The 22,153-nt window shown below is 72.8% G+C and carries 22 protein-coding genes; 14 read left to right on the top strand and 8 right to left on the bottom strand.

Features of this window, described 5'->3' with window-relative positions:
• Positions 1-112 precede the first annotated feature (112 nt).
• Both ACIBW6_RS06270 and ACIBW6_RS06265 read right to left on the bottom strand, forming a co-directional pair.
• The gene (locus ACIBW6_RS06270; RefSeq protein ID WP_399057187.1) at positions 113-982 is read right to left on the bottom strand and encodes a DUF3558 domain-containing protein; all 870 of its coding nucleotides are present in this window, start codon (positions 980-982) and stop codon (positions 113-115) included.
• A gap of 155 nt (positions 983-1,137) precedes the next feature.
• Entirely contained in the window at positions 1,138-2,043 is a 906-nt protein-coding gene (locus tag ACIBW6_RS06265; RefSeq protein ID WP_399057185.1) for a DUF3558 domain-containing protein, read from the bottom strand.
• Between the two features lie 203 nt (positions 2,044-2,246).
• Between ACIBW6_RS06265 and ACIBW6_RS06260 the strand changes: the two genes are divergently transcribed.
• Positions 2,247-3,440: an RtcB family protein gene (locus ACIBW6_RS06260; protein WP_399057183.1), complete on the top strand. Its 1,194-nt coding sequence runs from the start codon at positions 2,247-2,249 to the stop codon at positions 3,438-3,440.
• A gap of 48 nt (positions 3,441-3,488) precedes the next feature.
• Here the strand turns inward: ACIBW6_RS06260 and ACIBW6_RS06255 are convergent, their stop codons facing one another.
• Positions 3,489-4,385, bottom strand: coding sequence for an NADP-dependent oxidoreductase (locus ACIBW6_RS06255; protein ID WP_399057181.1), 897 nt, complete (start codon positions 4,383-4,385; stop codon positions 3,489-3,491).
• A 163-nt stretch (positions 4,386-4,548) separates the two neighbouring features.
• On the opposite strand from ACIBW6_RS06255, the gene ACIBW6_RS06250 reads away from it, so the two are divergent.
• The gene (locus tag ACIBW6_RS06250; RefSeq protein ID WP_399057179.1) at positions 4,549-4,965 is read left to right on the top strand and encodes a winged helix-turn-helix transcriptional regulator; all 417 of its coding nucleotides are present in this window, start codon (positions 4,549-4,551) and stop codon (positions 4,963-4,965) included.
• 27 nt (positions 4,966-4,992) lie between these two features.
• On the opposite strand, the gene ACIBW6_RS06245 is transcribed toward ACIBW6_RS06250, so the two are convergent.
• Positions 4,993-5,832, bottom strand: coding sequence for a hypothetical protein (locus ACIBW6_RS06245; protein WP_399057177.1), 840 nt, complete (start codon positions 5,830-5,832; stop codon positions 4,993-4,995).
• 101 nt (positions 5,833-5,933) lie between these two features.
• Here ACIBW6_RS06245 and ACIBW6_RS06240 point away from each other — a divergent pair, with 101 nt between their 5' ends.
• The 3 genes from ACIBW6_RS06240 (at position 5,934) to ACIBW6_RS06230 (ending at position 7,278) form a co-directional block, all read left to right on the top strand.
• Complete coding sequence (locus tag ACIBW6_RS06240; RefSeq protein ID WP_399057175.1) at positions 5,934-6,269, top strand: YnfA family protein; 336 nt, start codon at positions 5,934-5,936, stop codon at positions 6,267-6,269.
• A gap of 75 nt (positions 6,270-6,344) precedes the next feature.
• Positions 6,345-7,112, top strand: coding sequence for an SDR family NAD(P)-dependent oxidoreductase (locus tag ACIBW6_RS06235; protein ID WP_399057173.1), 768 nt, complete (start codon positions 6,345-6,347; stop codon positions 7,110-7,112).
• Positions 7,102-7,278 (top strand): hypothetical protein, encoded by a 177-nt coding sequence (locus ACIBW6_RS06230; protein WP_399057171.1) that lies wholly within the window; start codon positions 7,102-7,104, stop codon positions 7,276-7,278. The genes ACIBW6_RS06235 and ACIBW6_RS06230 overlap by 11 nt, the downstream gene beginning before the upstream one ends.
• Positions 7,279-7,331: 53 nt before the next feature.
• Here ACIBW6_RS06230 and ACIBW6_RS06225 read toward each other — a convergent pair whose 3' ends face one another.
• Positions 7,332-8,147 (bottom strand): DUF6597 domain-containing transcriptional factor, encoded by an 816-nt coding sequence (locus ACIBW6_RS06225; RefSeq protein WP_399057169.1) that lies wholly within the window; start codon positions 8,145-8,147, stop codon positions 7,332-7,334.
• A gap of 130 nt (positions 8,148-8,277) precedes the next feature.
• Between ACIBW6_RS06225 and ACIBW6_RS06220 the strand changes: the two genes are divergently transcribed.
• The 3 genes from ACIBW6_RS06220 to ACIBW6_RS06210 all read left to right on the top strand — a co-directional run bounded on the left by ACIBW6_RS06220 (position 8,278) and on the right by ACIBW6_RS06210 (position 10,681).
• Positions 8,278-8,859, top strand: coding sequence for a TIGR03086 family metal-binding protein (locus ACIBW6_RS06220; RefSeq protein WP_399057167.1), 582 nt, complete (start codon positions 8,278-8,280; stop codon positions 8,857-8,859).
• Between the two features lie 65 nt (positions 8,860-8,924).
• Positions 8,925-10,022: an LLM class flavin-dependent oxidoreductase gene (locus ACIBW6_RS06215; protein ID WP_399057165.1), complete on the top strand. Its 1,098-nt coding sequence runs from the start codon at positions 8,925-8,927 to the stop codon at positions 10,020-10,022.
• Complete coding sequence (locus tag ACIBW6_RS06210) at positions 10,019-10,681, top strand: CE1759 family FMN reductase (protein WP_399057163.1); 663 nt, start codon at positions 10,019-10,021, stop codon at positions 10,679-10,681. The genes ACIBW6_RS06215 and ACIBW6_RS06210 overlap by 4 nt, the downstream gene beginning before the upstream one ends.
• A 15-nt stretch (positions 10,682-10,696) precedes the next feature.
• Here ACIBW6_RS06210 and ACIBW6_RS06205 read toward each other — a convergent pair whose 3' ends face one another.
• The 3 genes from ACIBW6_RS06205 to ACIBW6_RS06195 form a co-directional block, all read right to left on the bottom strand.
• Positions 10,697-12,256 (bottom strand): hypothetical protein, encoded by a 1,560-nt coding sequence (locus tag ACIBW6_RS06205; protein ID WP_399057161.1) that lies wholly within the window; start codon positions 12,254-12,256, stop codon positions 10,697-10,699.
• A gap of 10 nt (positions 12,257-12,266) precedes the next feature.
• Positions 12,267-13,571, bottom strand: a complete 1,305-nt coding sequence (locus tag ACIBW6_RS06200; protein ID WP_399057159.1) for a glycosyltransferase family 4 protein — start codon at positions 13,569-13,571, stop codon at positions 12,267-12,269.
• 327 nt (positions 13,572-13,898) lie between these two features.
• Positions 13,899-14,489, bottom strand: coding sequence for a hypothetical protein (locus ACIBW6_RS06195; protein ID WP_399057157.1), 591 nt, complete (start codon positions 14,487-14,489; stop codon positions 13,899-13,901).
• Positions 14,490-14,728: 239 nt separating this feature from the next.
• Between ACIBW6_RS06195 and hemL the strand changes: the two genes are divergently transcribed.
• The 6 genes from hemL (at position 14,729) to ccsB (ending at position 21,960) form a co-directional block, all read left to right on the top strand.
• Positions 14,729-16,063 carry a glutamate-1-semialdehyde 2,1-aminomutase gene (gene hemL / locus ACIBW6_RS06190; protein ID WP_399057155.1) on the top strand — a complete coding sequence of 445 codons (1,335 nt, stop codon included), beginning with the start codon at positions 14,729-14,731 and terminating at the stop codon, positions 16,061-16,063.
• Positions 16,060-16,764 (top strand): histidine phosphatase family protein, encoded by a 705-nt coding sequence (locus tag ACIBW6_RS06185; RefSeq protein WP_399057153.1) that lies wholly within the window; start codon positions 16,060-16,062, stop codon positions 16,762-16,764. The genes hemL and ACIBW6_RS06185 overlap by 4 nt, the downstream gene beginning before the upstream one ends.
• Positions 16,765-16,990: 226 nt before the next feature.
• On the top strand, positions 16,991-18,244 hold the full coding sequence (locus ACIBW6_RS06180; RefSeq protein ID WP_399057151.1) for a hypothetical protein: 1,254 nt from the start codon (positions 16,991-16,993) through the stop codon (positions 18,242-18,244).
• Positions 18,245-18,373: 129 nt separating this feature from the next.
• Positions 18,374-19,150 (top strand): cytochrome c biogenesis CcdA family protein, encoded by a 777-nt coding sequence (locus ACIBW6_RS06175; RefSeq protein WP_399057149.1) that lies wholly within the window; start codon positions 18,374-18,376, stop codon positions 19,148-19,150.
• 3 nt (positions 19,151-19,153) lie between these two features.
• Positions 19,154-20,872, top strand: coding sequence for a cytochrome c biogenesis protein ResB (locus ACIBW6_RS06170; protein ID WP_399057147.1), 1,719 nt, complete (start codon positions 19,154-19,156; stop codon positions 20,870-20,872).
• The gene (gene ccsB / locus ACIBW6_RS06165) at positions 20,869-21,960 is read left to right on the top strand and encodes a c-type cytochrome biogenesis protein CcsB (protein ID WP_399057145.1); all 1,092 of its coding nucleotides are present in this window, start codon (positions 20,869-20,871) and stop codon (positions 21,958-21,960) included. The genes ACIBW6_RS06170 and ccsB overlap by 4 nt, the downstream gene beginning before the upstream one ends.
• The last annotated feature ends 193 nt before the right edge of the window (positions 21,961-22,153 follow it).

The following is a 22,153-nucleotide window of genomic DNA, read 5'->3' as shown; positions in this document are numbered from 1 at the left end:
CGGCATGTTGCGCCCCACAGACTGGCACACGCGTGCGGAAGGGCGCGTGCCGGTACGCCCGGAGCCCGGCACCCCACAGGGTCCGGGCTCCTCAAATCGCGGTGAGCGGCGCTTACTTGTCCTTGGCGTCCGTCTTCTTCGCGTCCGACTGCGCGTCAGCCTTCTTGGAGGCGGACGCGGAGGCCGACGGCTCGGCGGACGGCTTGCCCGAGGAGCCCGCCGACGTCGACGCGGAGGCGGACGGCTTGCTCTTCGCCGAGTCCACGACCGAGGCCACGGCCTCCTTCGCCGCCTTCTCGGTGTCCTTCGACAGGTCGTCCGCGTCCGGGGTCTTCTCGCCCGCGAGACCCGAGCCGTTGTAGTTGACCGTCACCACGACGTTGTCCACGCGCGAGACGACCGTCTGCTGCTTGGACGTGACGTCCTTCTTCTTCTCCTTGTACGTGCTGTCGAAGCGCACCAGCGTCGCCTCGTCGCCCGCACCCGGCACCGGCTGCGTCTTGACGCCCTTCGCGCCCTGCGTGGCCTGCGCGTCCTTGACCTGCTTCGCGTAGTAAGCGGTGGCCAGCTTGTCGCCGCTGCCCCGGTTCGCATCCGACTCGAAACGGACCAACGAGACATTCAGCCAGCGGAACTGGGAGCCCTTGACGCCGTTGTTGTCCAGGCTCGACCAGGAGCAGTTGGCCCGCGTCTGCTCGTCGTCCGACGCGCCCGCCTTGCTGTCGCCCTTCGGCACCAGGTCGTCCAGCGTCTTCTTCGACAGCGCGGAACAGGCCTTCGGCAGCCCCTTGTACGTCGCCGGAGCCACCTTCTTCGCCGCGTCCGCGGTGGCCGAGGCGGAGGAGGCCGAACCGGCCCCCTTCTCCGCCGTGTCACCGGAGCCGGAACCGGAGTCGGAGGAGCAGCCGGCTACGACGAGGACCACCGGCACGGCGGCGGCGCAGGCGAGGACGCGGGTGAGTCGCTTGGTCGGACGGTGCATGGTTCCTTCACTAGGACGCTGACAGGAGCACGGCCCCGGAGGGGCGACGGCTTCTTCACAGCGTCGTCACGAACCCGGGTCCGATGGGCCACCGTACGCGGTAGCGGCGCCGCGCGCGTCGGCTTCGTCCGGCCGCGCGGACCCCGGGAGGCCCGCTACTCGCCGAACTTCCCGACCAGCTTCCGCGCCAGTTCCTGCGCTGTGTCCTGCGATTCCTTGCTGTCCGGCGCCTCGCCCGGGGTCGCCGACTGGGCCGTGTACGCGATGGTCACCAGCGCGTTCGACGTGCGGAACACCACAGTCACCGTGCGGCTGCGGGACGCCCCGGGGCCCGACAGCTCGTCGTCGATGAAGGCCTCGTCGCCGAGCCCCTCCAGGAGCCGGGGCTGCAGTTCGGCCGACGACGCCGTGGGCGCGGCCGGCTCCGACGGGGCCGAGGACGAAGGGGAGGCGGGCGGCGCGGACTTCCCGTCCCCCTTTTCGTCCCCGTCCCCCTGTCCGGTCTTCCCGGCCCCGCCGTCCGCGCCCTTCTTCCCGCCGGACTTCCCGTCCTCTGACTCCGACGCGTCGGCGGACCCCGTCACCGAGCTGGTCGGCGCGGCGGCCGGCAGGTCCGCCTTCTCCTGCTTCGCCGCGAACACCGCCTCGGCCCGCGCGTCGTCGCTGACCGCGGCGTCGTACGAGACCACCCGCTCGAAGTCCAGCGTCAGCCGGTGGGTGCCGCCGGCCGCCGAGTCGTCCTTCCAGCCGCACCCGGCCCGGCGGTCCGTGTCGTACGTGGCCGTCGCCGTGCCCTCGTACGCCTTCTCCCGCTGCCGCTCGTCCGGCAGCTCCTGGATGCCGGGGAGCATCGCGTCCAGCGTCGCCCGGTCGGGCTGGGCGCACGGCTCCGGCAGCGTCCGGTACTTGCCGGGCTTGGCGGCCGAGGCGGAGGCGTCGGCCCCGCCCGGCTTCGCGTCGCCCGTCCCGGAGTCCGAGCCGGAACCGCCGGTGCACCCGGCGAGGAGCGCCGTCAGGAGAACGGCGACGCCCGGCACGTACGCGTACGACTTCCGCTGCACCGTAGGGGCTCCTCTCGGCGGGTTCCGCCTGGTTATTGGGTTGCCGCCGCGGGGCGACCAGTGCTGACAATGTCTATCGCACGCACTGCCGTGGAGGCCGGTCCGTCTTCCCTTTCGTGGACCTTGGCCCCGGTATTTGCGTTTTCCGACTCCAGCACCACTCGTGACTCTTTCACCAACCAAGCCTGTTTTCGGGGGATTTCATGTCGTACGTAGAGGTACCGGGCACCAAGGTTCCCATCCGCATGTGGGCGGACCCGGCGACCGTCGAGGACGGCGCGATGCAGCAGCTGCGCAACGTGGCGACGCTGCCCTGGATCAAGGGGCTCGCCGTCATGCCCGACGTCCACTACGGCAAGGGCGCCACGGTCGGTTCGGTGATCGCGATGCAGGGGGCGGTCTGCCCGGCGGCGGTCGGGGTCGACATCGGCTGCGGCATGAGCGCGGTGAAGACCTCCCTGACCGCCAACGACCTGCCGGGCGACCTCTCCCGGCTCCGCTCGAAGATCGAGCAGGCGATCCCGGTCGGCCGCGGCATGCACGACGCCCCGGTCGACCCGACCCGCCTGCACGGCTTCGCCACGAGCGGCTGGGAGGACTTCTGGGGGCGGTTCGGGGGCGTGGCGGACGCGGTGCGGTTCCGGGAGGAGCGGGCAGTGAAGCAGATGGGCTCGCTCGGCTCCGGGAACCACATGATCGAGGTCTGTCTCGACCAGTCGGGCACGGTCTGGCTCATGCTGCACTCGGGCTCCCGCAACATCGGCAAGGAGCTGGCGGAGCACCACATCGGGGTCGCCCAGAAGCTCCCGCACAACCAGGGTCTGGTCGACCGGGACCTGGCCGTCTTCGTCTCGGACACTCCGCAGATGGCCGCCTACCGGAACGATCTGTACTGGGCGCAGGAGTACGCGAAGTACAACCGGGCCATCATGATGGCGCTGTTCAAGGACGTGATCCGCAAGGAGTTCAAGAAGGCCCGGCCGGTCTTCGAGCAGGAGATCTCGTGCCACCACAACTACGTGGCCGAGGAGCGGTACGAGGGGATGGACCTGCTCGTGACCCGCAAGGGCGCGATCCGGGCCGGGTCCGGCGACTTCGGCATCATCCCCGGCTCGATGGGGACCAGCTCCTACATCGTGAAGGGGCTCGGCAACGCGAAGGCGTTCAACTCGGCCTCGCACGGCGCCGGGCGCCGGATGAGCCGCAACGCCGCGAAGCGGCACTACACGGTGCGTGACCTGGAGGACCAGACGAGGGGCGTGGAGTGCCGCAAGGACTCCGGCGTCCTGGACGAGATCCCCGGCGCCTACAAGAACATCGACCAGGTCATGGACCAGCAGCGCGACCTCGTGGAGGTCGTGGCCAAGATCAAGCAGGTCGTCTGCGTGAAGGGCTGAGCGGGCCGGGGGCCGGGCCCGCACCGGGCCCGGCCCCCGCGCCGGTGCTCACGGGACCAGCACCAGCCGGCCCCGCACCCCGCCCCCGGCGAGCCGCGCGTGGGCGCCGGCGGCGTCGGCCAGGGCGTACGTCCCGGCGACCCGCGGGGTCAGCACCCCCTCGTCGGTCAGCCGGACCAGCTCCGTGAGCAGCTTCCCGTCCGCCACGACCTCCAGCGACCCGGTGCGCACCCCGCGCTCGGGGGCCGGGGCGGCGCCGGGGATGACGCCGAGGTACCTGCCCCCGTCCCGGACCCAGGCCAGTGCCTCGGTGCCGAGGACGGCCGCGTCCAGGACGGCGTCGGCCGGCTCGGGCGTGGCCCCGCGGGCCACGAAGCGGGCGGCGCCGAAGGAGCGGGTCAGCTCCTCGTCGCGCTCGCTCGCGTACGCGGTGACCTCGATGCCCCGGTGGGCGGCGAGCTGGATCGCGTGGCCGCCCAGCGCCCCGGCCGCGCCGGTGACCAACAGGGTCTGGCCGGGCCGCAGCTCCAGCAGGTCCAGGGCCTGGGCGGCGCTCAGCGCGTTGAGGGGGAGCGCGGCGGCGTGGGCGGCGTCCACGGTGACCGGTGCCGGTGCGGCGGCCGCGGCGTCGACGACCACATACTCGGCGTGGGTGCCACTCGTCTTGACCGGCCCCCGGTGGTGCAGGGCGACCACCTGGTCGCCGGGGCGGAAGCCGGACGCGGTGTCGCCCGTCGCGTCGACCGTGCCCGCCACGTCCCACCCGAGGCCGAGGCGCTGCCCCGCCCCGCCGAAGACGCCGGAGCGCACGCCCGCGTCGACGGGGTTGAGGGCCGCCGCGGCGACCTTGATCCGGATCTGCCCGGCCGCCGGCTCTGGCCGCTCGACCTCGGCGATCTCGATCGCTTCCGGTCCGCCGAACGTCGTCACTACTGCTGCTCGCATGGCAACTTCCCTCTGTAGGAGCCGCGTCGGGCTCGGAGTCTGATGCGGTGCGGGTGCTGCTCTCTTTCCCGCAGCAATGACTTTATGGAGTGCTACTCTCCATCGGTAAGTACGTACCTGGAAGTGCGTACCTCACCGGGAAGTGCGCGGGAGGCACCGGATCATGGCGACGACGACGGCGGCACACCGCCGCGAGCAGGCGCGGTTCGCGTACGACGCGTTCTTGCGGGAGTGCCCGACCAACCAGCTGCTGGCGCGGCTGAGCGACAAGTGGGTGAGCCTGGTCGTGAGCGCGCTGGCCGGGCAGGACGGGCCGATGCGCTACTCGGACCTGGGGCGCAAGATCGCGGGCGTGAGCCAGAAGATGCTGACGCAGACGCTGCGGACGCTGGAGCGGGACGGCATCGTGACGCGCAGCGTGACGCCGTCGGTGCCGGTGCGGGTGGAGTACGAACTGACGGAGCTCGGCCGGGACCTGAGTGGTCTGCTGCTCGCGGTCAAGGTCTGGGCGGAGTCGCACATGGACGAGGTGGCGGAGGCGCGCGAGCGCTACGACGAGGACGCGGCGGCGACCGGCTGAGCCCGGGCCCCGCGCGGGTGGCGGTGGTCAGAAGTAGTAGGTGTCGCCGGTGTCCAGCACCAGGAACCGCAGCCGGTCGTTGCCGTGGTTGCGGTCGCTGGGGCCGCCGCTCCACGCGGTCGTCACCTCCACGGTGACCTCGGTGGACGCGGCGGCGAGCTGGACCGGGACGGTGAAGCGGCGGCCGTAGGTCGCGGCGGGCAGGGCCCCGGTGCGGCAGGAGACCGCGCGCGGCCCCGCGCGCAGGCAGCCGGCCGGCAGGGCCTGGACGTCGGCCAGCGGGCTGGTCAGGGTCAGCAGCAGCGTGGCGTCGGAGACGTCGTGGGGGCCGTGGTTCTGCGGGGTGAGGACGACGGTGACGCGGGTGCCGCGCAGCGTGGCGTGCCCGTGGTAGGCGAGATCGGCCTCGGGCGGCTCACCGACGCGCGGCACCGCACGGCCGGCGGGGGCCGGGGTGACGGCGCCTGTCGGACCCGCCAGGGCGGCGGAGGCCGGGGCAGTGGACGCCGGGGCGGCGAGGGCGGCCGGGCCCGTGGAGGCCATGGGCTTCGGGCCCGCGGGGGCGGCCGGGACCGCGGACGCCAGGACCGCGGAGGCGGCGGGTGCCGGGGCGGCGGATGTCAGGACGGCGCGGGCTGCGGGCGCCAGGACCGCGTGGGCGGCGGGTGCCGGGACCGCGTGGGCGGCGGGCGCCAGGACCGCGCGAGCGGTAGGCGCCGGGACCGCGCGGGCGGCGGGCGCCGAGGCCTTCGTGAGGGTGGCGCGGTCGGCGGCGGGTGCCGGGGCGGCCACGGTGGTGGGGGCCGTCAGGGCGGTTGCCAGGGTGGCGGTCAGGGCGAGAGCGGTGGGGGTGAGCGCGCGGTGCATCGGGACCTCGGTACGCGGGAGCGACAGGGGTGGGCGCCCGATCTATCCCACGCCCCGGGGCGTACGACACCGGACGGGGCCCGCGTGGCACCCTGTGGCGCATGCTCGTCGCCCGTTCCGTCGCCCTGTTCGTGCTCGCCGCGCTGTTCGAGATCGGCGGCGCCTGGCTGGTGTGGCAGGGGGTGCGGGAGCAGCGCGGCTGGGTGTGGATCGGCGCCGGGGTGATCGCGCTCGGCCTGTACGGCTTCGTGGCGACGCTGCAGCCGGACGCCGAGTTCGGGCGCATCCTGGCGGCCTACGGCGGGGTCTTCGTGGCGGGCTCGCTCGCTTGGGGCATGGTCGCGGACGGCTACCGCCCGACCCGCTGGGACGTGGCGGGCGCGCTCGTCTGCCTGGCCGGCATGGCGCTGATCATGTACGCGCCCCGGGGCGACTGAGCGCCGGGCCGTAGGCTGGACGGCACCGTCCGCACCTGCGGAATCCCGTCGTCCGTGCCTGCCGAGGAGTAGCTCATGGCCCCCGCCGCGTCTTCCCGTATCGCCGTCGTCACCGGCGCGAGCAGCGGTATCGGCGCCGCGACCGCGCGCCAGCTGGCCGCCGCCGGGTACCGGGTGGTGCTCACGGCGCGCCGCAAGGACCGGATCGAGGCGCTGGCCGAGGAGATCACCGCGGCCGGTCACCAGGCGACGGCGTACGCCCTGGACGTCACCGACCGGGCGGCCGTCGACGAGTTCGCGACGGCGTTCAGGACGGTCGGGGTGGTGGTGAACAACGCGGGCGGCGCGCTCGGCGCGGACCCGGTGGCCTCCGGCGACCCGGACCAGTGGCGGCAGATGTACGAGACGAACGTGATCGGCACGCTGAACGTGACGCAGGCGCTGCTGCCCGCGCTGACCGCGTCCGGCGACGGCACGGTCGTGGTGGTCTCCTCGACCGCCGGGTTCTCGACGTACGAGGGCGGCGCCGGGTACGTGGCGGCCAAGCACGCCGAGCACGTGCTCGCGGAGACGCTGCGCCTGGAGATCGTGGGCACGCCGGTGCGGGTGATCGAGGTGGCGCCCGGCATGGTGAAGACGGACGAGTTCGCGCTGACCCGGTTCGGCGGGGACGAGGAGAAGGCGGCGAAGGTGTACGCGGGGGTGGCGCAGCCGCTGTCGGCGGACGACGTCGCGGACACCGTCACCTGGGCGGTCACCCGGCCCAGCCACGTCAACATCGACCTGCTGGTGGTCAGGCCGCGGGCGCAGGCCTCCAACACCAAGGTCCACCGTGAGCAGTGAGGCGGCCCCGAATCCGCTGGACGTGCTCCAGCGGGAGTACGAGGAGCGGCGGCTCGCCCAGGAGCGCAAGGGCGAGCGGTACATGTGGTGGTACCTGGGGTACTTCCTCTTCGGCATCCACCTGATCGCCTTCGTGCTGATCTACGCGATCCATCACACGAAGTAGCCGCCCGGCACCGGCCCGGGGCGCGCGGCCCCGGGGGAGCGGGTACGGGCGCGTCACGGAGACGGGTAGGCAGTGGGCGGGACGCCCACCGTCGCGGTGAAGTCGCGGACCAGGTGGGCCTGGTCCGCGTAGCCGAGGTCGGCGGCGAGGGCGGCCCAGTCGACGTCCCGGCGGGTGCCGGCCGCTTCGACGGCCTCGTGGATGCGGTAGCGCAGGATGCACCACTTCGGGCTGACGCCGACGTACGCCGCGAACAGCCGTTGCAGCGCGCGCACGGACAGCCCCTCGGCCCGCGCGAGGTCGGCGACGCGGCGCACCCCTCGCTCGGCCCGGATGCGGGCGACGAGGCCCCGGGCCAGCTCGGCGGCGGGGTCCGGGGCGGCCGGGGCGAGGGTGAGCAGGTAGGCGTCGAGGGCGGCGGCCCGGTCGCGGTCGTCGGCCGGGCCCACGACGGCGGTGACCGCGGTGCGGGGGAAGACGTCCTCGTAGGGCAGGGCGCGGCCGGTCCACGCGGTGACCGGCTGCCGCGGCGCGAACGGCCGGAAGGCGCCGGGCCAGAACTTCGCCCCGCAGACCCGCCCGCGCCCGCCGATCTTGCGCGTGTAGAGGCCGGGCGCGGCGACCCCGGTCAGCTCCCCGTAGGGCGGGCCCTCGTCCTGGTCCCACTGGAACGTGAGGTTGACCGAGGGGTGCGGGACGAGGTGGGAGGCGTAGGGGACGGGCAGGTCCCAGTCGATGAACCAGTAGGTCTCGACGTAGGGGCGCAGGGGCGCGGCGGGGGTGTGGCGGCGGAAGCGGACGCGGTCCAGCAGCGCCGCCGGGTCGACGATCCCGCGGGTGTCGCGCGGCGCGGACGGGTCCCGGTCCATGCCCGGATCGTACGTCGGCCCCCGGGCGGCGTCGCGTCTGTCCATGCGTCGCGTCTGTCCATGCCTCGCGTCTGTCCACGCGTCGCGTTTGTTCAAGAGGCGCGGGCGGCGCGCTCGTAGCGTCGGGGGCATGGACACGAACGAGCAGCAGAAGACGGTCGGGGTCGGCGAGCTGATGGCGCGGGCGGGGGCGCGGGCCGTGCCGGTGGTGGCCGGGATCGGCGACGCGGTGCTCAGCGCCCCCACGCCGTGCGCGGAGTACGACGTGAGGTCCCTGGTCAACCACCTCTTCCAGGTGGTGGTGGAGTTCCGCAAGCCGGCCGTGAAGCAGGACTCCGACTTCAGCGTGACGGTGGACCGGGTGGGGGAGGGGCCCGACTGGCGGGAGCGGTTCGCCGGGGCGGTGGCGGAGCTGGTGGCCGCGTGGTCGGCGCCGGGCGCGGAGGAGGGCACGAGCGGGTCGATGAACATGCCGGCGCGGCTGGTCGGCCTGATGGCGGTGCTGGATCTGACGGTGCACGCGTGGGACCTGGCGCGGGCCACGGGGCAGCCGTACGAGGCTCCGCCCGAGGTGGTGGCGCCGCTCGCGGAGGCGGTGGCGGAGCTGTCGCCGACGGCCAGGTCGATGGGGGTGTTCGGGGAGCCGGTGGCGGTCGGGGCGGACGCGTCGCCGTTCGTGCGGCTGCTGGCGGCGACGGGCCGGGGGGAATAGGCGGACCGCGGGCACCGTTCCCGGGATATAGTTGAACAGTCAACAACCCCGGGAGGGTGAGCAGCATGCAGTTCGGGATCTTCACCGTCGGCGACGTCACGACCGATCCGACGACCGGACGCGCGCCGAGCGAGCACGAGCGCATCAAGGCGATGCTCGCCATCGCGCAGAAGGCCGAGGAGGTCGGCCTCGACGTCTTCGCGACCGGCGAGCACCACAACCCGCCGTTCGTGCCGTCGTCGCCGACCACGATGCTCGGCTACCTCGCCGCGCGCACCGAGAAGCTGATCCTGTCCACCTCCACGACGCTGATCACCACGAACGACCCGGTGAAGATCGCCGAGGACTTCGCGATGCTCCAGCACGTCGCGGACGGCCGCGTCGACCTGATGATGGGCCGCGGCAACACCGGCCCGGTCTACCCCTGGTTCGGCAAGGACATCCGCGACGGCATCGACCTGGCCATCGAGAACTACGCGCTCCTGCGCCGCCTGTGGGACGAGCCCGTCGTCACCTGGAAGGGCAAGTTCCGCACCCCGCTCCAGTCGTTCACCTCGACCCCGCGCCCGCTCGACGGCGTCGCGCCCTTCGTGTGGCACGGCTCGATCCGCTCCCCGGAGATCGCCGAGCAGGCCGCTTACTACGGCGACGGCTTCTTCCACAACCACATCTTCTGGCCCGCCAGCCACACCAAGCAGATGGTGAACCTGTACCGGCAGCGCTACGCCCACTACGGGCACGGCACGCCCGAGCAGGCGATCGTCGGCCTCGGCGGCCAGGTCTTCATGCGCAAGAACTCGCAGGACGCGGTGCGCGAGTTCCGCCCCTACTTCGACAACGCGCCGGTCTACGGGCACGGCCCCTCCCTGGAGGAGTTCACCTCGCAGACGCCGCTGACCGTCGGCTCCCCGCAGGAGGTCATCGAGCGGACCCTCTCGTTCCGGGAGTACGTCGGCGACTACCAGCGCCAGCTGTTCCTCATGGACCACGCGGGCCTGCCGCTGAAGACCGTCCTGGAACAGCTCGACCTGCTCGGCGAGGAGGTCGTGCCGGTCCTGCGCAAGGAGTTCGCGAACAAGCGCGCGGCGAACGTGCCGGACGCGCCGACCCACGCCACCCGCGTCGCGGCCAAGGCGGCCGCCTCCGAAGGGAGTACGGAATGAAGCTCGTCGTCGTCTCGGCGGGGCTGAGCTCCCCCTCCTCGACGCGGCTGCTCGCCGACCGGCTCGCCACCGCGACCCTGGCCCACCCGGCCGCGGCGGCCGCCGAGGTCGAGACCGTCGAACTGCGGGACCTGGCCACCGAGATCGCCCAGCACTTCGTCACCGGGTTCCCGCCCGCCCGGCTGGCCGCCGCGCTCGACGCGGTGGCCGCCGCGGACGGCCTGATCGCCGTGACCCCGGTCTTCGCCGCCTCCTACAGCGGCCTGTTCAAGTCGTTCTTCGACGTCATCGACAAGGACGCGCTGACCGGCAAGCCGGTCCTGGTCGCCGCGACCGGCGGCACCGCCCGGCACTCCCTGGTCACCGAGCACGCGCTGCGCCCCCTCTTCGCGTACCTGCGCGCCCTCGTCCTGCCGACCGGCGTCTACGCGGCGTCGGAGGACTGGGGCGAGGAGGGCCTGGAGCGGCGCATCGCCCGCGCGGGCGCCGAGCTGGCCCGCTTCATGGCGCCCGCCGGGGCACCGGCCGCCCCGGACGTCGACACGGCCGCCGCGATCGCGCCCCGCTCGCTGACGGGCGCGATCACCTCGGTGGACCCGGGGGACGGCTTCACGGTCGAGCCGTTCGCCCAGCGGCTCGCCGCCCTGCGGGTCGACTGACCGTGTCCTATGGGCCTACGGGCCCGGCGTCCCGGCCTTGACGGGCACCGGCGCCTTCCACGCCGTCCAGCCCTGGGTGTGCGGCAGTCGGTACGGGGTCCAGCCGCGGGCGTACGGCGGTGGCGGCTGGCCGCGTCCGGTGAGCAGCGCCGTGGGGACCTGCGCGGCGCGGCGCAGCAGCGCGGCCCGCGTCGTGGAGCGGTTGTTGCCCTCGATCTGCGCGGAGGCGCACCCCGCCGCGTAGCCGACGGGCAGCGCGCGCGGGCCCGTCACCAGGCAGGGCGGTGTCACGCCCATCGCGCGCAGGCCCCGGGCCGCAGCGACGTACCGGGCGTCGGTGCGCGCCGTCTGCGTGAGCTGGCGGTCCAGCACCACCAGTTGCGCGGCGAGATGGCCGACGAGGACGGCCACGGCCAGGCCCGCAAGCACCCGCCGCCGTCGCAGCCTGCGCAGCAGCACCGCGAGCGGCAGGGCGAGCAGCGCGTACGACGGCAGCAGGAAGCGCGGCGCCGAGTAGCCGATGAGCAGCAGGTACGGGACGCACAGTGCGGCGGCGCAGGCCACCGGCATCACGACCGGGGCGGCCTTGCGCTCCCGCAGCGCGACGTACACGGCGGCCGCCACCAGCAGGGGCAGGACCAGCCACCACAGGGCGAGCCCGGGCAGGGCGGGGTGGCCGGCGGTGCAGGGGCGGCACAGCAGCGGGCCGTTCACCGCGCGCCAGGCCGTGCCCAGGTTCAGGTGCAGACCCATGTCGCCCTCGGTGGCGCTGGACACGCGCAGCCGCTGCGGGACCCCGCCCCAGCGGACGTACGCCTCCGCGACCCACTGCGCGAGTCCCGCCGCCAGACCGGCGGCGAGGAACGGCAGGGTCCACCGCCACCGGCGCCGCAGCAGAGCGGCGATCGCCGGCGGCAGCACCAGCCACACGGCGTCCGGCGCCCGGAACAGCGCCACCGCGGCGACGCACCCCGCCAGCCACCAGTGCCGTCCGCGGGCGGGCGCCCGCAGGAACCAGCCCACGGCGGCGACCGCCCCGAACGCCACCCACAGGTTCGGCATCGCCATCGCGCCGGACAGCACCGCGATCCACAGCCCGGCGAACAGCAGCGCCGCCAGGGCCGTGGTCCCCGCCCCGACCAGCGGCCGCCACACGCGGAACGCGGCGTACAGCGCGGCCGACGACAGCACGGCGAGAGCGGCGCGCAGCGCGACCGTGGAGCCGGTCACCGCGACGAGCGGCGCGGTCAGCAGGCTCGTGCCGCGCGAGCGCGGGGCGCTGAAGAAGACGGTCGGCGTGCGCGGGTCGTACTGCGACACGTACACCGACTCGTCCCAGCCGAGACCGTGCCCGAGGCGGGGCACCACCAGGACGAGCTGGGCGAGGCAGTAGAGGACGGCGACGCCCGCGAGCCAGCCGCCGGGGCCCGCGGCGGGGCGCGGAGCGGGCCGGGTGGCGGGGCGCCGCGCGCCGCGCCGGGCCGCGTCCTCCCGCCCGGTGACGGCCCGCCACCACAGGACGCCGGGCGCGGGGGAGGCGGGCGGTGCGGTCCGCTGCGCGGAGTGCGTCGGCATCGCGCGGTCCCTAGGAGCGACCGGGCTGCGCGGCGCCGTGCGCCGGACGGCGGCGGCCGTGCGGTGCCCGCCCCGGCGCGCCCGGCAGCGCGGCCCGCAGCGCACGGGACTTGCGGCGCGCCCAGTTGGCGGCCCGGGCGCGGAACCGCTGCCAGGCGCGCCTGCGCCGGGAGGCCCGCAGCTCCAGGAAGAGCGCGTCGTAGCGGGCCACGATGGGCTCCGCGTCGTAGCGCCGTGCGGAGGCGAGCGCCGCCGCGGCCATCCGCCGGCGGGCCGGGGCGTCCTCGATCAGCTCGGTCATCGCCTCGGCGAGCGCCCGGGCGTCACCGACCGGGACGAGCCGCCCGTCGACCCCGTCCGTGATGATCTCGGCCGGGCCCAGCGGCGCGTCCGTGCTGATCACCGGCGTCCCGCAGCGCATCGCCTCGACCAGCGTCATCCCGAACGACTCGGCGTCCGACGCGCTCACCACCAGGGCCGCCGCGGCGAACTCCGGCTCGATCGGCGACACCGTGCCCATCAGCTCGGCGCGGCCGTCCAGCCCCAGCTCGCCGATGAGGGCCCGCAGGTGCGGCTCCTGCGCGCCGCCGCCGTAGATCCGCAGCCGCCACTGCGGCTGCGCGGGGGCGACCTTGGCGAACGCCTCCAGGAGCAGGTCGTAGCGTTTGCCGGCGGCGAGCCGCCCCGCCGCCGCGATGATCTTCGACTCGCCGGTGGACGGCGGGACGCTGGCCCGCGGCACGATGTTCGGCACGGCCAGCACCCGTACCCCCGGCAGCGTCATCCGCGACCGGTAGACCGCCGCGTCCGCCTCCGTCACCGTCACCAGCGCGTCGAGCCGCCGGTAGTGCCGGGCGAGAGCGCAGCGCAGCTTCTTGCCGTGCGCGTCGTGGCGCAGGTGTTCCTGCCCGACCCGCAGGGCCCGCCGGGGGCCCCACAGGGCGAGGTAGACGTTGATGCCGGGCCGGGTGCCGACGACGACGTCCGCGGTGCAGCTCTCCGTGAGGTAGGCGCGGACCCGCTGGTCGTGCAGGAGCGTGTACTGCTTGCAGCGCTTCTCGGCGGCGGGGAAGTCCCGCGACGCCTCGCCGAACGCGGGGTTCCGGGTGTCCGCGGCCCCCTCCCGCGTGTCCACCAGCGGTACGAGCCGGATCCGCGGGTCGACCGGGAACCGGGGCTCCGTGCGGTGGCGGGACATCGACACGATCTCCACCTCGTGCCCGCCGTGCTCGACGAGCGCCGTGGCGAGGTTGAGGGTGGTGCGCACCGTGCCGCCCACGGCGTACACGTTGTGCAGCAAGAACACGATCTTCATACGCAGCGCCTTCCCCGGCGGACGCCCCGTACGGGCCCGCACACCCCCTGATGTACCGGCCCGGCCCCCCGAGACCAGGTAAGCCGCTCACGCACACCGGGTGACAACCCGGAACCAGCCCATTGGCTGCCGCCCGAACAGGGGACCCGGGCGCGGCCGCCGCACCCCGCGCCCCTGGAGCATGCGCTGCGCGCAGCTCCCCTATGAGATGGCGCACGCAGTGCGCATCTCAGGGGCGCGGGGAACTGCGCGACCAGCCACGGCGGCGGTGCAGACGTACGACTACCTAGAACGCACGACTACCCAGAGCGGCGCGGGGCGTGCGCCTCAGGGCCAGACCAGGCAGTACGCCTGGTGGCCCGCGTCGTGCAGGCGGTGGCTGAAGTCCTGCCACTCGTGGAGCAGCTGGTAGACGTTGAACGCGTCGCGCGGGCCGCCCCGGTCGGGGACCGTGGACCAGATGAAGGCGGCCGCGCCGACGGCCTCCTCGCCCACGCCGCGCAGCGGGTCGACGACCGTCATCGGCAGCTTGACCACCGCGTAGTCGGGGTGCAGCACGACCAGTTCGAGTGGGGGGACCTTGTGCAGGGGTATGCCCTCGATGCCGGTGAGGACCATCGCGGCCATCGTCTCCGGCTTGATCTTGGTGAACATGCCGCCCATGCCCAGCTCGTCCCCGCCGAGCTCCTCGGGACGCATGGAGATCGGGACGCGGGCGGCCGTCGCGCCGTCGGGCGCGCCGAAGTACTTGTACGTCACCCCCACCCGGCCACCATTCCCGCTGTCCCCGCCGCCTGTCGCTCTCTGGACCCGTGCCGCCGTCTCGTCGTGGCCCTCGCGCCGGTGCTTTCCCCGCCGGGCACGCCGGGGGCCCAGGTCGTCGGTCCCCTCGCCCAGTCCGCCGCCACCGCGATGCATATCTCCACCCGACTGCTGTTCTCAGGGCGCCTGGCCCTTTTCTAGGCCGCGCGACCGCCGACGCGCAACCCGATCATCGTGTCAGTGACCTCCCCCACGGTCACCCGCCGAAACGTCCCGGGGGAACAACCGCGCGACCGACCGCTCCCCGCCGCGGCACGGCGCACCGACAGCCCGAGTCTAGGGCGCCCGGGGTCCGCGCGAGGGGGCCCGGGGAAGCGGGCCGTACGCTGAGGGGCATGGCAGAGGCGAACAACACCCCCTATCCCTATGAGGCACCCGTTTCGCAGGGGCTCTTCGACCGCGCGGCACAGGTCACGCCCGGTGGCGTGAACTCCCCGGTGCGGGCGTTCGGCGCCGTGGGCGGTACGCCCCGTTTCATGGTGTCCGGTACCGGTCCGTACCTGACGGACGCCGACGGCCGCACCTATGTCGACCTCGTGTGCTCCTGGGGGCCGATGATCCTCGGCCATTCCCACCCCGAGGTCGTCGCGGCCGCCCAGGAGGCCGTCGCCCGCGGCACCTCCTTCGGCACGCCGGGCGAGGGCGAGGTCGCGCTCGCCGAGGAGATCGTCGACCGGATCGCCCCGGTCGAGCAGGTGCGCCTGGTCTCCTCCGGCACCGAGGCGACGATGTCCGCGATCCGGCTCGCCCGCGGCTTCACCGGCCGGGCCAAGGTCGTCAAGTTCGCCGGGTGCTACCACGGCCACGTGGACGCGCTGCTCGCCGCCGCCGGCTCCGGCGTCGCCACGTTCGCGCTGCCGGACACCCCCGGGGTCACCGGCGCCCAGGCCGTGGACACGATCGTCCTGCCGTACAACGACCTGGAGGCGGTACGGGCCGCGTTCGCCGCCCACCCCGGCGAGATCGCCTGCGTCATCACCGAGGCCTCGCCCGGCAACATGGGCGTCGTGCCGCCGCTCGACGGCTTCAACGCCGGCCTCAAGGCGGTCTGCCAGGAGAACGGCGCGCTGTACATCTCCGACGAGGTGATGACCGGCTTCCGCACGTCGCGGGCCGGCTGGTTCGGCGTCGACGGCGTCGTGCCCGACCTGATGACCTTCGGCAAGGTGATGGGCGGCGGCTTCCCCGCCGCCGCGTTCGGCGGCCGCGCCGACGTCATGGCGCACCTCGCCCCGGCGGGCCCGGTCTACCAGGCGGGCACGCTGTCCGGGAACCCGGTCGCCACCGCCGCGGGCCTGGCCCAGCTGCGGCTGCTCGACGACGCCGCGTACGCGAAGGTCGACGCGGTCAGCGAGCAGCTGCGGGCGCTGGTCACCGAGGCGTTCACCAAGGAGGGCGTCGCCCACCGGGTGCAGAACGCCTCCAACATGTTCTCCGTCTTCTTCACGGACACCCCCGACGAACCGGTCCGCGACTACGCGGGCGCCAAGGCCCAGGAGTCCTTCCGCTTCACCGCCTTCTTCCACTCGATGCTGGAGCAGGGCGTCTACCTGCCGCCCTCGGCGTTCGAGTCCTGGTTCGTCTCGACCACCCACGACGAGCAGGCCGTCGAGCGCGTCGCCGCCGCGCTCCCGGCCGCCGCGCGAGCCGCCGCGGAGGCCACGGCATGAGCGACAGCACGAAGAACGACATCACCGTCGTCCACCTGATGCGCCACGGCGAGGTGGAGAACCCGGAGGGGATCCTGTACGGGCGGCTGCCCGACTACCACCTCTCCGAGCTGGGGCGGCAGATGGCCGACCGGGTCGCCGAGCACCTGTCCTCGCGGGACATCACGCACGTCGTCGCCTCCCCGCTGGAGCGGGCGCAGGAGACCGCGACGCCGATCGCCAAGGCGCACGGGCTCGACCTGGACAGCGACGGCCGGCTCATCGAGGCGGATAACGTCTTTCAGGGCAAGACCTTCGGCGTCGGCGACGGCGCCCTGCGCAACCCGGAGAACTGGAAGCACCTCGTCAACCCGTTCAAGCCGTCGTGGGGCGAGCCCTACGTCGAGCAGGTCGTCCGCATGATGGGCGCGCTCGACGCCGCCAAGGACGCGGCGCGCGGGCACGAGGCGGTCTGCGTCAGCCACCAGCTGCCGATCTGGACGGTGCGCAGCTTCGTCGAGAAGCGCCGGCTCTGGCACGACCCGCGCAAGCGGCAGTGCACGCTCGCGTCGCTGACCACCTTCACCTACCAGGGCGACCGCATCGTCTCGGTCGGATACACCGAGCCCGCGCGCGATCTGGTCCCCGCGCATCTGCTGGCGGGCGCCAGGCCGGCGAAGACCGCCCAGGGCGCCCGGGGCGGCAAGGCCTTTGGCGCCTAGGGCGTGTTTTGAAAAGTCCCGTCGTCCGCCCGAAGGGCGGGCAGGCGGGACTTTCAAAACACGCCCTGGCCCCGTCCGGCCGCGGGCCGCCGACCTATGGCGGCCCGCGGCCCACCCACCGCCACCTGCGGATCCCTCCCCGAACTGGAGGAACCCCGCTCTCCGTCCCGCCCTCTAACTGGGTGCCCGCCACGAATGGGTGCACAGCGTGAGGAATGGTGACGGAATGCGCGATGTCAGTCGTAGGGGACTTCTCGGCCTGGGAGCCGGGACGGCGGCCGCGGCGGCGCTCGCCGGCTGCGGATCGGGCGGCGGCCCCCGGACCGTCGCGCCCGGCGGGCACGGCGCCGCGCACCGGCCCGAGCGGCCCGCCGCCCGCCCGATCGGGGACGGCTCGACCTCGTACACCGGCACGCAGCCGCACCAGCCCCCGGCGCCCGAGCGGCTCGAACCGGGGCAGCGGCCCCCGCAGTTCGTGGTCTTCTCCTGGGACGGCGCGGGCGAGGTGGGCAACGGACTGTTCCCCCGCTTCCTCGACCTCGCCAAGGACCACGGCGCGCACATGACCTTCTTCCTCTCGGGCCTGTACCTGCTGCCCGAGTCGAAGAAGCGGCTCTACCACGGGCCGAACAACCCGGTGGGCGCCTCCGACATCGGCTACCTCACCGACGAGCACATCAAGGCGACCCTCACCCATGTCCGCCAGGCCTGGCTCGACGGCCACGAGATAGGCACGCACTTCAACGGGCACTTCTGCTCCGGCACCGGCACCGTCGCGAACTGGACGCCGCGGCAGTGGCGCAGCGAGATCGACCAGGCCACCTCCTTCGTCAAGCAGTGGCGGACCAACTCCGGCTGGCACGACCTGCCCTCGCTGCCCTTCGACTACGACAAGGAACTCATCGGCGGCCGCACCCCCTGCCTGCTCGGCCAGGAGAACCTGCTGCCCACCGCCCGCGATCTGGGCTGGCGCTACGACGCCTCCTCGCCCGGCGGCCGGCAGCGCTGGCCCGACAAGAAGCAGGGCGTCTGGGACCTGCCGCTGCAGGCCGTCCCCTTCCCCGGGCACAGCTTCGAAGTGCTGTCGATGGACTACAACATGCTCGCCAACCAGTCCCTCAGCTCCACCCGGGCACCCGCCCACAACTACCCGGGCTGGCGCACCCAGGCCACCGAGGCGTACGTCGCGGGCTTCCAGCGGGCCTACGAGACGAACCGGGCGCCGTTCTTCATCGGCAACCACTTCGAGGAGTGGAACGGCGGCATCTACATGGACGCCGTGGAGAACGCGCTCAAGCACATCGCCCGCACCGCCGAGAAGCACGGCGACGTCCGCCTCGTCTCCTTCCGGCAGTACGTCGACTGGATGGACGCCCAGGACCCGAAGGTGCTCGACCGGCTCCGGACGCTCGACGTCGGTCAGCGGCCCGCCGGAGGGTGGCGCGCCTTCCTCGCGAAACCGTCGGAAAACCCTTCCTGAAATGGGCTTTTCCGTACATGAGGGGGGTGCGGAAGATCCCCTGACCAGACATGCGAAACTTTTCACATGAGTGCCGCCCGCCGCACCCCGCGCACCTCCGCGACCCCGCGCCCGGAGAAGTGAGCGACGGTGTCCCCCACGCTTGTCACGCTCGCCGCCCCCGGCGACCAGAACAGCACCATCCTGAGCGGCGCGCTCCTCCTCGCCATCCCCGTGGCCCTCATCGGCGGCCTGGTCTCCTTCTTCTCGCCGTGCGTCCTGCCCCTGGTGCCCGGCTACCTCTCCTACGTCACCGGCGTCACCGGCACCGACCTGATGGAGCAGCGGCGGGGCCGCATGGTGGCGGGCGCCTCCCTGTTCGTCCTCGGCTTCACCGCGGTCTTCGTCTCCGGCGGCGCGCTCTTCGGCTTCTTCGGGCAGACGCTCCAGGAGTACCAGGACGTCCTGAACAAGGTGCTCGGCGGACTCATGATCCTCATGGGCGTCTTCTTCATGGGGCTGATGCCCTGGATGACCCAGCGGGAGTTCCGCATCCATCGCAAGCCCGCCGCCGGGCTGGTCGGCGCCCCACTGCTCGGCGCCCTGTTCGGGATCGGCTGGACGCCGTGCATCGGCCCGACCCTCGGCTCCGTGATCATCCTGTCCCAGGACCAGGGCAGCGCCGGGCGCGGGGCCATACTGACGGTCGCGTACTGCCTCGGCCTCGGGGTGCCCTTCGTGCTCGCCGCGATCGCCTTCCGCAAGGCGCTCGGTGCCTTCGGCTGGGTCAAGAAGCACTATGCATGGGTGATGCGCGTCGGCGGCATCATGATGATCCTGACCGGAGTCCTCCTGCTCACGGGTGCCTGGGACAGCCTCGTGGAGCAGATGCGGACCTGGTCCACCGGCTTCCAGGTGGGAATCTGACTTATGAGCAAGACGCACACCCCGGACAGCTCGGAGACCACCGAGCAGGACGCCGGAGCCCAGCTGAGCACCGCCCCGGTCGAGGACCAGAGCCCGAACCTGCCGCGGCTCGGCGTGATCGGCTGGATCCGCTGGTTCTGGCGGCAGCTGACCTCGATGCGGGTCGCGCTGATCCTGCTGTTCCTGCTCTCGCTCGGCGCCATCCCCGGCTCGCTGATCCCGCAGGCCGGGACCGACCCGCTCAAGGTCGAGGACTTCCAGAAGGCGCACACCACGCTCGGGCCGCTCTACGAGAAGCTCGGCCTCTTCCACGTCTACAGCTCGGTGTGGTTCTCCGCGATCTACATCCTGCTGTTCGTCTCCCTCATCGGCTGCATCGTGCCGCGCACCTGGCAGTTCGTCGGCCAGCTGCGCGGCCGGCCGCCGGGCGCCCCCAAACGGCTCGACCGGCTGCCCGCCTACGCGACCTGGCGCACCGGCACCGAGCCCGAGCAGGTGCGCACCGCGGCGCTCGCGCTGATGAAGAAGCGCCGCTACCGCGCCCACCTCGCCGGCAACGCGGTCGCCGCCGAGAAGGGCTACCTGCGTGAGGTGGGCAATCTCGCCTTCCACATCGCGCTGATCGTGATGCTGATCGCCTTCGCCTGGGGGCAGCTCTTCAAGTTCGAAGGCGGCAAGCTCGTCGTCGAGGGCGAAGGCTTCTCGAACGTGCTGCCGCAGTACGACGACTTCAAGTCCGGCAACCTCTTCGACAGCGACCGCGACCTGTCGCCGTTCAGCTTCACCCTCGACAAGTTCACCGCGACCTACGCGCGCACCGGACCGGAGAAGGGCACCCCCCGCACCTTCCGGGCCGACGTCAGCTACAACGAGGGCACCGGGGACACCGCCAAGAAGACCGCCATCGAGTCCAACCACCCGCTGGACATCGACGGCACCAAGATCTTCCTCAACGGCCACGGCTACGCCGTCAACGTCACCGTGCGCGACGGCAAGGGCAAGGTCGTCTCCCAGCAGGCCGTGCCGATGCTGCCGATCGACTCCAACATCTCCTCGCAGGGCGCGATCAAGGTGATGGACGGCTACCGCGACGCCAAGGGCAAGAAGGAGCAGCTCGGCTTCAGCGCCTGGTTCGTGCCGACCTTCGCGGGCGCCGGCAAGGGCACGATGTTCTCCCAGTTCCCCGCGCTCGACTTCCCCGTCCTCGCACTCAACGCGATGCACGGCGACCTCGGGGTGGACGCGGGACTGCCGCAGAACGTGTACCAACTGGACACCTCCCATCTGAAGACGTTCAAGGACTCGAAGGGCCAGGCGCTCAAGGCGCGCCTGCTGCCGGGCGAGACGATGAAGCTGCCGAACGGGGCGGGCTCCATCACCTTCGACAAGGACATCAAGGAATGGGTCACCTTCCAGATCTCCCACCAGCCCGCTGACGGCTGGGCGCTGGGCGGGGCGATCTGCGCGATCTTCGGTCTGGCCGGCTCGCTCTTCATCCAGCGCCGCCGCGTCTGGGTGCGCGCCGTCGCAGGCCCCGACGGCGTGACCGTCGTCGAGCTGGCCGGCCTCGGCCGCAGCGAGTCCGCCCGCCTGCCCGACGAACTGGCCGGCCTGGTCGCCCTGCTGCACCCGCAGGCCCCCACCGCCCCCGACTCCGCCGAGACCCCCGATCCATCCGAACCATCCACTGCTGTACCCGCCGCCGAAGGGGCTGAGAAGTGACTCTCGCCGCCGCAACCAACGAATCCCTGGCGCATACGAGTAACGTCCTCATCTACTCGTCCATGGCCGTGTATCTGCTGGCGTTCTTCGCGAACATGGCCGAGTGGATCTTCGGCAGCCGCAGCAAGGTCGGCCGCACCGCCGCCGCCCTCACCGGGAAGGCCGGGGCCGCCGACGCCGGCGCCGCGGTGCAGGTCCAGGTGAAGCAGAAGAACGGCGGGACCGCCGTCCTGGAACGGCCGAAGGTCGTCACCCGGGCCGTCGCCGGAGCCCGCGACGTGCCCGACGGGCCGGGCGCCTCCGGCGGGGACGAGCAGGGCGACCTCTACGGGCGTATCGCCATCTCGCTCACCGCGCTCGCCTTCCTCGTCGAGTTCGCCGGGGTCCTCACCCGGGCCCTGTCGGTGCAGCGTGCGCCGTGGGGCAACATGTACGAGTTCAACCTCACCTTCTCCACCGTCGCCGTCGGTGTGTACCTCGCGCTGCTCGCGCTGAAGAAGAACGTCCGCTGGCTGGGGCTTCCGCTGGTCACCACGGTCCTCCTCGACCTCGGCCTCGCTGTCACTGTCTTGTACACCGCCAGCGACCAGTTGGTTCCCGCCCTCCACTCGTACTGGCTGTACATCCACGTCTCGACGGCGATCTTCTGCGGTGCCTGCTTCTACGTCGCCGGCGTCGGCACGGTCCTCTACCTCTTCAAGGACTCCTACGAGAACAAGCTCGCCGGCGGTGGCACGCCGGGCCGGTTCGCCACCTCCGTCCTGGAGCGGCTGCCCGCCTCGTCGACGCTGGACAAGTTCTCCTACCGGGTGAACGCGGCGCTCTTCCCGCTCTGGACCTTCACGATCATCGCGGGGTCGATCTGGGCCGGGGACGCGTGGGGGCGGTACTGGGGGTGGGACCCCAAGGAGACCTGGTCCTTCATCACCTGGGTCGCCTATGCCGCGTATCTGCATGCGCGGGCCACGGCCGGCTGGAAGGGGCGGAAGGCCGCCTACCTGGCCCTCATCGCCTTCGGCTGCTGGATCTTCAACTACTACGGCGTGAACATCTTCGTCACCGGCAAGCACTCGTACGCCGGCGTCTAGCCCTTCACTCCGCCCGGCCGGGGGCTGGTTCGCATCCCGCGAACCGGCCCCCGGCCTTTTGGTTGGCGGGAGCGGCGTTGCCGCGGGGCTCTGTTGGACAGCGCGTCCGGCGCTGGGGTGCCGCCTTGCCCACCCTGCCGCCCTGGGGGTCCCCCCGGACGGAGTCTGGGGGAGGCAGATTGCCCAAGGCGGG

This window comes from Streptomyces sp. NPDC049813 (assembly GCF_044465085.1).
Lineage (GTDB): Bacteria > Actinomycetota > Actinomycetes > Streptomycetales > Streptomycetaceae > Streptomyces.
This window is presented reverse-complemented; position numbering and strand designations above follow the sequence as displayed.

What these genes read in the sequence shown, in the direction of transcription:
- ACIBW6_RS06180 (WP_399057151.1), top strand. Translation starts at nt 16,991, where the DNA reads ATGCGCGATGTCAGTCGTAGGGGACTTCTCGGCCTGGGAGCCGGGACG.
- ACIBW6_RS06245 (WP_399057177.1), bottom strand. Translation starts at nt 5,832, where the DNA reads ATGCACCGCGCGCTCACCCCCACCGCTCTCGCCCTGACCGCCACCCTG.
- ACIBW6_RS06225 (WP_399057169.1), bottom strand. Translation starts at nt 8,147, where the DNA reads ATGGACCGGGACCCGTCCGCGCCGCGCGACACCCGCGGGATCGTCGAC.
- ACIBW6_RS06270 (WP_399057187.1), bottom strand. Translation starts at nt 982, where the DNA reads ATGCACCGTCCGACCAAGCGACTCACCCGCGTCCTCGCCTGCGCCGCC.
- ACIBW6_RS06195 (WP_399057157.1), bottom strand. Translation starts at nt 14,489, where the DNA reads ATGCATCGCGGTGGCGGCGGACTGGGCGAGGGGACCGACGACCTGGGC.
- ACIBW6_RS06250 (WP_399057179.1), top strand. Translation starts at nt 4,549, where the DNA reads ATGGCGACGACGACGGCGGCACACCGCCGCGAGCAGGCGCGGTTCGCG.
- hemL (WP_399057155.1), top strand. Translation starts at nt 14,729, where the DNA reads ATGGCAGAGGCGAACAACACCCCCTATCCCTATGAGGCACCCGTTTCG.
- ACIBW6_RS06185 (WP_399057153.1), top strand. Translation starts at nt 16,060, where the DNA reads ATGAGCGACAGCACGAAGAACGACATCACCGTCGTCCACCTGATGCGC.
- ACIBW6_RS06210 (WP_399057163.1), top strand. Translation starts at nt 10,019, where the DNA reads ATGAAGCTCGTCGTCGTCTCGGCGGGGCTGAGCTCCCCCTCCTCGACG.
- ACIBW6_RS06255 (WP_399057181.1), bottom strand. Translation starts at nt 4,385, where the DNA reads ATGCGAGCAGCAGTAGTGACGACGTTCGGCGGACCGGAAGCGATCGAG.
- ACIBW6_RS06240 (WP_399057175.1), top strand. Translation starts at nt 5,934, where the DNA reads ATGCTCGTCGCCCGTTCCGTCGCCCTGTTCGTGCTCGCCGCGCTGTTC.
- ACIBW6_RS06260 (WP_399057183.1), top strand. Translation starts at nt 2,247, where the DNA reads ATGTCGTACGTAGAGGTACCGGGCACCAAGGTTCCCATCCGCATGTGG.
- ACIBW6_RS06205 (WP_399057161.1), bottom strand. Translation starts at nt 12,256, where the DNA reads ATGCCGACGCACTCCGCGCAGCGGACCGCACCGCCCGCCTCCCCCGCG.
- ACIBW6_RS06170 (WP_399057147.1), top strand. Translation starts at nt 19,154, where the DNA reads ATGAGCAAGACGCACACCCCGGACAGCTCGGAGACCACCGAGCAGGAC.
- ACIBW6_RS06235 (WP_399057173.1), top strand. Translation starts at nt 6,345, where the DNA reads ATGGCCCCCGCCGCGTCTTCCCGTATCGCCGTCGTCACCGGCGCGAGC.
- ACIBW6_RS06200 (WP_399057159.1), bottom strand. Translation starts at nt 13,571, where the DNA reads ATGAAGATCGTGTTCTTGCTGCACAACGTGTACGCCGTGGGCGGCACG.
- ACIBW6_RS06215 (WP_399057165.1), top strand. Translation starts at nt 8,925, where the DNA reads ATGCAGTTCGGGATCTTCACCGTCGGCGACGTCACGACCGATCCGACG.
- ACIBW6_RS06220 (WP_399057167.1), top strand. Translation starts at nt 8,278, where the DNA reads ATGGACACGAACGAGCAGCAGAAGACGGTCGGGGTCGGCGAGCTGATG.